Source organism: Kineococcus mangrovi, assembly GCF_041320705.1.
In the GTDB taxonomy this organism is placed as follows: Bacteria; Actinomycetota; Actinomycetes; order Actinomycetales; family Kineococcaceae; genus Kineococcus; species Kineococcus mangrovi.
The window spans coordinates 1-8,085 of sequence record NZ_JBGGTQ010000016.1; the positions used below are offsets into that span (position 1 = coordinate 1).

Consider the following 8,085-nt stretch of genomic DNA (forward strand, 5'->3'; position numbering starts at 1 on the left):
CCACCCACCCCGCTCGAGGAGTCCCCATGTCGTCGTCCTCCACCGGTCTGCTCGCCGGTCTGCTGCTCGCGCTCATCGCCGGCACCGCCGGCGCCGGCTGGTTCCTGCTGGCCCTGCTGTTCGGTGCCGTCGGCTACGTGGTCGGGGCCCACCTCGAGGGCCGCATCGACCTGGGCAACCTCCTCCCCGGACGCAGCCGTGGCTGACGCGCAGACCCCCCACGGGGTGGCCGGCACCACCGAGCGGGCCGGCGAGCGGGGCCGCACCGACGTCGCCGACCGCGTCGCCCAGCGCATCGCCACCCGCGCCGCCACCGAGGTCCCCGGCAGCGTCCGGACCGGCGCGGGAACCGCCAGGACCGGCGGCAACGGCTCCAGCACCGCCGAGCAGGCCCGCAAGGTCGTCGGCGGCGCCGTCGACAGCGTCCTGGGCCGGGGCCTGCCCGCCGTGGACTGCACCCGCGCCGGGGACCGCGTCCGCGTCCACGTCCACGTCGCCGCCGTCTGGCCCACCCCGGCCGCCGACCTGGCCGCCGCCGTCCGCCACCACGTCCGCAGCCGGTTGCAGCACCTCGGCGGTTACACCGTCGACGCCTGCGACGTCACCGTCGACCGCTACGTGCTGCCCCACCACGACACCGGGAGGAGGGTCCGGTGAGCACCCCGACCGACCACCCCGGGCAGAACCGCGAGGACACCCGCGGGGACACCCGGCCCCTGGCCCCGGCGACCGCCCCCACCGGCGCCGGCCGCATCGGCGTCATCGGCCCCGTCCTGGCCGTCCTGCTCCTGGCCGTCGCGGTCGTCCTGGGCCGCGAGGCCCTCGTGGCCTGGGGCACGGTGCCCGGCAACCGCTGGCTGGCCCCCGCCGCCGACGGCCTCGACGGCCTGCGCCGCACCGCACCCGTCGTGCTCGTCGCCGGGATCGTCGCCGTCGTGGTCGGCCTGTGGCTGCTGCTCAGCGCCTTCGCCCGCCGGTCGCGCCGGGCGCTGACGCTCAGCGGTTCCGGCGCGGGCGTCACCACCGGCACCGGCGACCTGGCGCGCCTGGCGACGACGACGGCCACGGGCACCGACGGGGTCCTCAAGGCCAGCAGCACGGCCTCCCGCCGTTCGCTGGAGGTGCACGCGCACACCACCTCCCCCGACGTCCGCGGCCGGCTCGAGGAGTCCCTCACCGGGCTCCTCAGCGGTTTCGACCCCCAGCCCCGCCTCAAGCTCCACCTGCACACGCCCCGCGCGGGCGGGAAGGACGGCGACCGGTGAGCCGCACGGTGCTGGGTCTGGACCGCCTCCTGACCTTCCTGCTCGGCCTGGTGCTCCTCGTCGGCGGGGCCGCGGCCATCGCCTGGTGGGCCGGCTGGCTGTCGCAGGTGTTCCCCGGGACCGGGGACCGCTTCGCCGCCGGCACCGGCGACGCGGTGCGCGCGGGGTGGTTCGCCGCCGTCGCCGCCGCCGTCGCCGTCGTCCTCGCCGTCCTCGCGCTGTGGTGGCTGCTCTCCCACCTGCCGCGTCGCGGGACCGACGACCTGACCCTGGCGGGCAGCGAGACCTCCGGGCGCCTGCGCCTGCACGCCGACGCCCCGGCCCGCACGGCCGCGGACCTGCTCGCCGCGCAGCCGGGGGTGCGCGGCGCCAGGGGCCGCACCCGCACCGACCGCGGCGAACTCGTCCTGGAACTGCGGGCCACCTGCGAACCCACCGCCGACCTGCACGAGGTCGCGGCGGCCGCGAACCGCATCAGCGCCCAGACCCGCCAGGTCCTGGGTCGCGACGACGTCCACGGGCGCGTCGTCCTGTCGATCGCGCGGTCGGACCGCAGCAGCCGCGTGCGCTGAGGTCCGCGCGGGGACCCCGCCCACGACGAACACCGCGGCTGCCCTCGGAGCGCGGATGACCGGTGCAGGAGAACCGGTCGTCCGCGAACCCTCGGCCCCACCAGAGGCACCGAGCGATCAGGCGCCGACGCTGCCGTGGGGGGCGTCCGCCACGACGTGGTGACCCGCCCCCCGGGCTCGTCCACCGTCGAACGACCGGGAGCCGGGACCCGCGGACCTGAAGACGCCGGTGCGGAGTCCTGCGCTCGCCGACCAGGTGCTCCGGCACCTCGCCGCGGACCACGCACTCGACGTCGGTCTCGCAGGACGCCACCCCCACGTGCCGCAGCGGGGAGGAACGCAGTTCCTGCGCCGTGGTGTTGCTGTGGTGCTGAGGGTCCGCACCTCCTGTCCGTTCTCACCGGACCTGTCCCACCCGCGCACCCCTGACCTGCGGTGGGACGAGTCGCGTGAGATGGCCGGCGGCCTGCTCGTCTCATCCAATCTGTCCTAGTTGAAGATCGTCATGACCTGTGGGGGAGTGGAGCGGGGTGCTTCCGACCGCGCGCACCGCGGGATGACCGTGAAGTCGCTCAACGCCCACATCAACGGTGATCACCAGCCCCGTAGGGTCGCGGACATGGCGACCGCCGGCACCGATCCGAACACCCATGACGGTCAAACCGCCCTGGCCGACGGGCGATCGCTGTTCTGGCGCAGCACCGGCCCGACGGACGCACCGGTGCTGCTGTGGCTGCACGGCAACACCGGTAGCGCCCGCACCGCCCCCCGCTGCCGACCAGCTCGCGCACCCCGTACGGGTCCTGTCCTACGACCGCCCCGGCTTCGGCGCCTCCAGCGCGCACCCCAACCGGGACCTCTTGAGCGACGCCGCCGACGTGCAGGCCCTGCTGGCGGATCTCGACATCGACCGGGTCCGGCTGCTGGCCTTCTCCGCCGGGGCAGCCGTGGCCTTCGCCGTCGCCGCCCGCCTGGGCCCGGAGGTGGTGAGCCACGTGGGGATCGTCTCCGGCACCACGTGGCCCACCACGCCGCCGCCGCCGCTGACGGCCCTGCGGGCCGCGGCACACGCGCTGCGTGCGGACCCCGCGGCGGCGGTGGAGCGCCTGGGTGTTGATGCGCCCCGCCTGGATCGGGAAGTGCTGGCCGATGCGTCCCTGCGGGCCGAACTGCTGGGCGGGGTCACCGACGCGGTCGCGGCCGGGACTGAGGGGTGGGTGCAGGACGCGCTGCTGGTGCGCAGTCCGTGGCCAGTGACGCCGGCGCAGGTGAGAACCCCGGTCAGCTGGTGGCACGGGGAGCAAGACGTCGCCGTTGCGCTGGTCGCGGCGGAGGCCGCGGTGTCGACGTTGCCGCACGCCGTGCTGCATCACCTACCGGAGGCGGGGCACATCGGGTGGATGCACGAACGCGTCGCCATCGTGCAGGCCCTGATGAGTGCCTGACGGTCTTGCGGAGTGCCATCGAGGCCGGGGGTCGCCCAAGAAGTTCGATCGCCCCTTGTCAGGTCGCTTGAAGGGTGGGGTCGCTGAGCATGTCGCTCAGCATCTGCTGGTGCTCAGGGTGCGCCCAGGGCAGCTGCTCGAGCTCGTCGGTGCTGAACCAGGCGAGGCGGTCGTGCTCGTCGGGGCAGGTGTTGCGGGGCTGTCCGCTCCAGGTTCGTACCCGCCAGGTGCTCAGGTGCAGCTCGGTGCCGGGTGCATCGTGGGTGAGGTGCAGCCGGGAGGTGGGGGCGTCCTCGCAGTCAAGGACGGTGATGCCCAACTCCTCGTGTAGTTCTCGACGCAGGGCCTCGGGTTCGGACTCGCCGGGCTCGACGTGTCCTCCGGGCAGGGCCCACATGGCGGGGTAGGCGCGGCGATCCGCGCTGCGCAGGGCCAAGAGCACGCGGGCGTCGTGAATGAGGATGCCGACGGCGACGGCGACGGTGTGCACCGGTGAAGCCAAGCAGACGCTCACGACAACGCCGTACCGGATCACGACTGCGCACCGACCGCGGGATGACCGTGCGTTCGCTGCAGCTCAGCGGTCGTCGACGCATGATCGTCAGGTGCCTGATGTGGAGTGGGATGAGGTCTGTGAAGCCTTCAGTCCCGAGCAGGTGGGCGATCTCCCTGACGCCCGGGTGGAGGGCGGCAGCGTCGCCGACTGGCAGGCCGTCTTCGACCTGGTGAGCGCGGGGACGCGGAGGTGGGAGTACCGCGAGCCGGGTCGTCCGGTGGGGTCACTGCCTGCTGCCGCAGAGCTGTTCACCTCCCCGCAGCGGATGCTCGACGCCTCCCTGCAGGTGTGGCTGACGGAGGACCTCCACGTGATCTTCTGGTTCCTGGAGTCCGGCCAGATCGACTTCGACGTCAACGTCGCGGCGGTGCGGGATCAAGGCCAGCTGGATGTGCTGTGTGCTTGGTTACGGACCCTCGGGCAGCAGCTGCGTAAGCCGGTGATCGTGGCCGAGGAGGGTGCGCCCTCGATGGTGATGTTGACGTACGACGTGATCTCGGACCGAGTGGTCGTCGGCGCCATGCGCTGAGCGTCACGCCTCGTCCGTTTCTCGCCAAGACCGCGCGATATCTGCGGGATGATCGTGACGTTGCTCAGCCCTCAGTCCTCGTCGAAGGTGAGGGTCAGGCTGCTGCTGTAGGCGCTGCTGTTGTGCCGGACTACCGGGTCGATGGGCGCGGTGCCGGCCGGCCACATGCGCACGGCCCGGTAGGCGAAGCCGTCCTGTTGGGCGTGCTCCCACTCGAGCATGTACTCGTCGCCGGGTTGGACGTCCCAGGGGCCAGGTCTGGCGATGTGGGAGAGGTGGGCCCAGCAGCCGCCGGGAGTCTCGGGGCTGTCGAGGACGCCCCGGGCCCGGTGGGTGTTCCACCTGCGGATCGTCGCCAAGATCGCCATGAGTTCAGTGTGCCGCCGCCGGTGGCCGTCCCCTCGCCCGTATCGCGGGATGACCGTGCGCCCGCGCACCGCGGGATGACCGCGAACTTCCTCCCGCGCTTTGCGCCGGCCGCGAGGATGACTCCGTGAACGAGGAGCCTTCGGTCGAGGCAGCGTGGGCGCGGATTACCGCCTGGCTGCGGACACACGCACCCGCCACCGCCGCGAGCCTGCACCCCCCGGCGCCTGCGCGAGAGCGGGCCCTGGCCGAAGAACGGACCGGCGTGCTCTGGCCAGAGCAGCTTCGGACGTGGTTCAGCCTGCACGACCGCTGGGACCGCGACGCGGGAGCTGCGGTGCTGCCGGGGTGGCCTGGCCCCATGTCGCTGACCCGGGCCTTGGACGACCGGCAGTTGCGGCTGAAGATCGAGCAGGACGTGACCGCTGACGACGAGGACGCAGCCGAGCACCGCGCCGAGGTCGCCCAGCAGGAAGCCGGGCAGATCGCCGGCGCCTTCTTGCCCGCCTTCATCGCGCTGGATGAGAACCAGTCCGGTGACGCGTTGTTCGTCGACTGCCGCCGTGGTCCTCGGCACGGCTGCGTGACGGAGTGGATCGATGAAGCCTTCGACGGTGCTGGCCCGGTGTGGTGGTCGATCGCGCAGATGCTGAGCGATGTGGCTGATCACCTGGAGCAGCAGACGCCGTGCCGGTACTGGCGGCCGCAGGTCGAGGACGGCGCCGTGCGGTGGGAGCTTGATGACCTCTGGGATTCGACTTCACGGTGCTTGGCGCGTGCTGAGCAGTGATGGCGTCGGGGGACGCCGACTCGGCCACAACCGGTAGGACCGCGAGGTCGTCGAGCACCCGACTCGCCGTAAGACCGCAATGTTGCTGACATTCACGACAGCAGCACGACCGGTAGGTCGACGTCATCGGCTCCCGGGCTGCTGCCAGGGTCCGAGGTGGTGGGCATCGCCTGGGGCGACGGCCAGCTCGACGCGCGAGCCGTCGTTGAAGATCACGGTCCATACCTGAGCCCAGGGGTCCAACCACACCAGCTCGCGCCCGTGCGGCTGGCGCGGTTCGGGGCTTTGGAGCCGGCCCTCGGCCAGCACTGTGCCGCGCCAGCGCAGATCACCCTCGTCGCTGATGACGGCGCCTGCGGCGCTGCCCCATGCCTGGCTGAGGCCGTGCTGGGAGGGGCCCAGGGAGCAGACGTTCATGTCGAAGACGCCCTCGCCGTACAGGTCGCGTTGAGCTCGGCGGCGTAGCCGGGGGACGAGAATACCGGTGACGGCACCGAGGACTGCCATCGCGATCACGGTCCAGATCCAGTGCGGCATAGAACTCCTGGGTGCGGCCGGAAGAGGTGCTCACCCCGCAGGTTGCCACCTCAGGTGGACGACGAAGTCATCACCCGTATAGCAAGCATGACCGCGACGTCGTCCACCAATGGCGACCACGCACAACGCGGGATGACCGTGAGGTCGTTAGCCGGCCTCGACGGCAGTGGTGGATGTTGTGCTCGTCCTGCTGAAGGGGTCCGGACGACCTACTCGTTCGCCATGCTGCCTTGGTGGTCCTGTGGGAGATCTTGACCGGCCTGGCGCCGATGGCTGTTGCTCTGGTCGCTCTGACGGCCCCTGTGGCGCTGATGGTGAAGACGCATCGATGGTCACCGCTGGGCCTGGTGCTGTGGACCGTGGCGGTGGTGGCCGCAGGACGCTGGCTGGTCCAGAGCATCGAATTGGCTGATGCGACCGATGGGGGCAGTGGTCCTTGGGGTGCGTGGCGGTGGCTGGTGATTGCTGTCGTCGCCTCGGGTGCGGCGACGATGCTCGTGCTCGTTCGTCTGCATCGGCTACGCCTCCTTCGCTGATACAGCTCGGCTTGGTCGCTGGCACGTCGACCATCCGCAGATCGTCATGAGAGCAAGATCATCGGGCAGTCATGGCGCACATAGCGGGATGACCGTGCGCCCGCGCACCGCGGGATGACCGTGACGTCGCACGCTGACGTGCCTGAGCTGTCCGGCGGCGCGTGAGGCCCCACCCGTCACGCCTTCTGGCACGGTCCTACGTCAGGCACGGCACGGGCCTGGGGACAGTTGAGGTGCGTCCACCCCTTCTTCCCATAGCCGTCGCGGCTGTCGACGAAGACCTCCATACCGCTGCGGTCAGGCACCACGCGGTAGTACGTGAAGATCGGATCGCCCTCGACGGTGTAGTCAGTCACCTTCAGCTCGGCGCCGGTGCCGCTGGTCTGCGCCGTCACCAGGCAAGCAGCGCCGTCCCCGGGGACTTCTCCCGTCATGTCGCGTCTGACCTCGGCGCAGGAGGCTAGGTCCTCACGGGTGAGGAAGGACCAGGGCGGCATCTTGAGGACGGCCACGACCGCGGCCACGGCGAGCACGACGAGGATCAGTACCCATCGGGGCGCTCGTTGAGGCAGCGGCTCCATCAGAGAACTTCGACCTGCGCGGCGGTGGCTGACACAGCGATGTGACGTCTCTTGACTGGGTGCGGTTCCTGGAACGCGCGCAGACCGGAGAGTGGCCCCCGATCACCCACATATCAAGCAGGACCGCGAGGTCGTCGAGCGCGCGGCCTGCGGGATGACCGCGCGGACTTGACCGCGTGTGGCCAGGTAGGTCGCAAGAGGCGTGCTGGGCTGTGTGGGTGACCTGCCTACGGGCACTGAGGGGTCTGGTGCACGCTGACGGAGTGCCGATGGAGGACACCGAGCAGACCCCGGACATCCCGCGCCTGCGTAGTGGGCACCGCCGCTTCGATCGCCGGCGCGCTGCTCGCTCGCGGCTGCTGAGCGGGCTGGTCTTCGACGCCGTCCTCTTGCTGGCTGCCGGGGTTTGGTTGCTGGCCGGGCGGTGGCCGGTGGCCGCCGCGTGGGCGGTGTTCGCGGTGGGTGCTGCGGTGTGGGCGGTGGCTGAGCACCGCGTGCAGGGTGGCGACCCGGCGCGGCTGGATCGCTCGTCCTTGCACCGGGGATCGCCGTCGATGGCGTCGGTCATAGCGGTGATCGCCGTTGCGGCGGTGTTCGCGGTGACGCTGGGCTCGGGGATGGGCTGGGGGTGGGATGACGTTGCGCTGATCACCGTGCCCGCGGGCGTCCTGTCCGTGGTCACGTCGTGGTGGCAGGGACGTCGCTCTCGTCCTGGCCGGTGAGTGAGTGGAGCGGCCCGCGGTTCGACACCGCGATGGGTACTGAGACCGTCCTCATCTCGCTACTTGTTCACTTCCCTCACGGCAACAGCCCGGCCAGGCTGTGTCGAGGTGCCCGACGCGTCGTTCCCATTTCGTCTGCCCACCGGCTTCACGGGTGTGGCTCTCTCATGGTCTGCGTGGCGTCGG

At 71.4% G+C, this 8,085-nt stretch carries 13 protein-coding genes; 9 read left to right on the forward strand and 4 right to left on the reverse strand.

Translation table 11 applies throughout. The annotated features are described in order from the left end of the window. The 5 genes from AB2L28_RS20615 to AB2L28_RS20635 form a co-directional block, all read left to right on the forward strand. Window positions 1–206 (forward strand): hypothetical protein (locus AB2L28_RS20615; RefSeq protein WP_370720878.1); only part of this gene is annotated, 206 nt, incomplete at its 5' end. Next, window positions 199–657 (forward strand): Asp23/Gls24 family envelope stress response protein, encoded by a 459-nt coding sequence (locus AB2L28_RS20620; protein ID WP_370720879.1) that lies wholly within the window; start codon window positions 199–201, stop codon window positions 655–657. The genes AB2L28_RS20615 and AB2L28_RS20620, both read left to right, overlap by 8 nt. Beyond that, a complete protein-coding gene (locus AB2L28_RS20625) occupies window positions 654–1,265 on the forward strand; it encodes a DUF6286 domain-containing protein (RefSeq protein ID WP_370720880.1) in 612 nt (203 codons plus the stop codon). Before AB2L28_RS20620 ends, AB2L28_RS20625 begins: the two co-directional genes overlap by 4 nt. Next, complete coding sequence (locus tag AB2L28_RS20630) at window positions 1,262–1,837, forward strand: hypothetical protein (RefSeq protein ID WP_370720881.1); 576 nt, start codon at window positions 1,262–1,264, stop codon at window positions 1,835–1,837. Before AB2L28_RS20625 ends, AB2L28_RS20630 begins: the two co-directional genes overlap by 4 nt. Window positions 1,838–2,487: 650 nt before the next feature. Beyond that, the gene (locus tag AB2L28_RS20635) at window positions 2,488–3,282 is read left to right on the forward strand and encodes an alpha/beta fold hydrolase (RefSeq protein WP_370720882.1); all 795 of its coding nucleotides are present in this window, start codon (window positions 2,488–2,490) and stop codon (window positions 3,280–3,282) included. 58 nt (window positions 3,283–3,340) lie between these two features. On the opposite strand, the gene AB2L28_RS20640 is transcribed toward AB2L28_RS20635, so the two are convergent. Continuing rightward, window positions 3,341–3,796 (reverse strand): (deoxy)nucleoside triphosphate pyrophosphohydrolase, encoded by a 456-nt coding sequence (locus tag AB2L28_RS20640; protein WP_370720883.1) that lies wholly within the window; start codon window positions 3,794–3,796, stop codon window positions 3,341–3,343. Window positions 3,797–3,887: 91 nt separating this feature from the next. Between AB2L28_RS20640 and AB2L28_RS20645 the strand changes: the two genes are divergently transcribed. Further along, a complete protein-coding gene (locus AB2L28_RS20645) occupies window positions 3,888–4,367 on the forward strand; it encodes a hypothetical protein (RefSeq protein WP_370720884.1) in 480 nt (159 codons plus the stop codon). Window positions 4,368–4,438: 71 nt separating this feature from the next. Here the strand turns inward: AB2L28_RS20645 and AB2L28_RS20650 are convergent, their stop codons facing one another. Next, window positions 4,439–4,735, reverse strand: coding sequence for a cold shock domain-containing protein (locus AB2L28_RS20650; protein WP_370720885.1), 297 nt, complete (start codon window positions 4,733–4,735; stop codon window positions 4,439–4,441). A 125-nt stretch (window positions 4,736–4,860) separates the two neighbouring features. On the opposite strand from AB2L28_RS20650, the gene AB2L28_RS20655 reads away from it, so the two are divergent. Further along, on the forward strand, window positions 4,861–5,523 hold the full coding sequence (locus AB2L28_RS20655) for an SMI1/KNR4 family protein (protein WP_370720886.1): 663 nt from the start codon (window positions 4,861–4,863) through the stop codon (window positions 5,521–5,523). Between the two features lie 123 nt (window positions 5,524–5,646). Here the strand turns inward: AB2L28_RS20655 and AB2L28_RS20660 are convergent, their stop codons facing one another. After that, window positions 5,647–6,060: a hypothetical protein gene (locus AB2L28_RS20660; protein WP_370720887.1), complete on the reverse strand. Its 414-nt coding sequence runs from the start codon at window positions 6,058–6,060 to the stop codon at window positions 5,647–5,649. Window positions 6,061–6,293: 233 nt separating this feature from the next. Here AB2L28_RS20660 and AB2L28_RS20665 point away from each other — a divergent pair, with 233 nt between their 5' ends. Continuing rightward, window positions 6,294–6,596 (forward strand): hypothetical protein, encoded by a 303-nt coding sequence (locus AB2L28_RS20665; protein ID WP_370720888.1) that lies wholly within the window; start codon window positions 6,294–6,296, stop codon window positions 6,594–6,596. 176 nt (window positions 6,597–6,772) lie between these two features. Here the strand turns inward: AB2L28_RS20665 and AB2L28_RS20670 are convergent, their stop codons facing one another. Next, the gene (locus AB2L28_RS20670; protein ID WP_370720889.1) at window positions 6,773–7,177 is read right to left on the reverse strand and encodes a hypothetical protein; all 405 of its coding nucleotides are present in this window, start codon (window positions 7,175–7,177) and stop codon (window positions 6,773–6,775) included. A gap of 263 nt (window positions 7,178–7,440) precedes the next feature. On the opposite strand from AB2L28_RS20670, the gene AB2L28_RS20675 reads away from it, so the two are divergent. Then, window positions 7,441–7,899 carry a hypothetical protein gene (locus AB2L28_RS20675; RefSeq protein WP_370720890.1) on the forward strand — a complete coding sequence of 153 codons (459 nt, stop codon included), beginning with the start codon at window positions 7,441–7,443 and terminating at the stop codon, window positions 7,897–7,899. Window positions 7,900–8,085 lie beyond the last annotated feature (186 nt).

What these genes read in the sequence shown, in the direction of transcription:
- AB2L28_RS20635 (WP_370720882.1), top strand. Translation starts at nt 2,488, where the DNA reads ATGACGGTCAAACCGCCCTGGCCGACGGGCGATCGCTGTTCTGGCGCA.
- AB2L28_RS20670 (WP_370720889.1), bottom strand. Translation starts at nt 7,177, where the DNA reads ATGGAGCCGCTGCCTCAACGAGCGCCCCGATGGGTACTGATCCTCGTC.
- AB2L28_RS20660 (WP_370720887.1), bottom strand. Translation starts at nt 6,060, where the DNA reads ATGCCGCACTGGATCTGGACCGTGATCGCGATGGCAGTCCTCGGTGCC.
- AB2L28_RS20650 (WP_370720885.1), bottom strand. Translation starts at nt 4,735, where the DNA reads ATGGCGATCTTGGCGACGATCCGCAGGTGGAACACCCACCGGGCCCGG.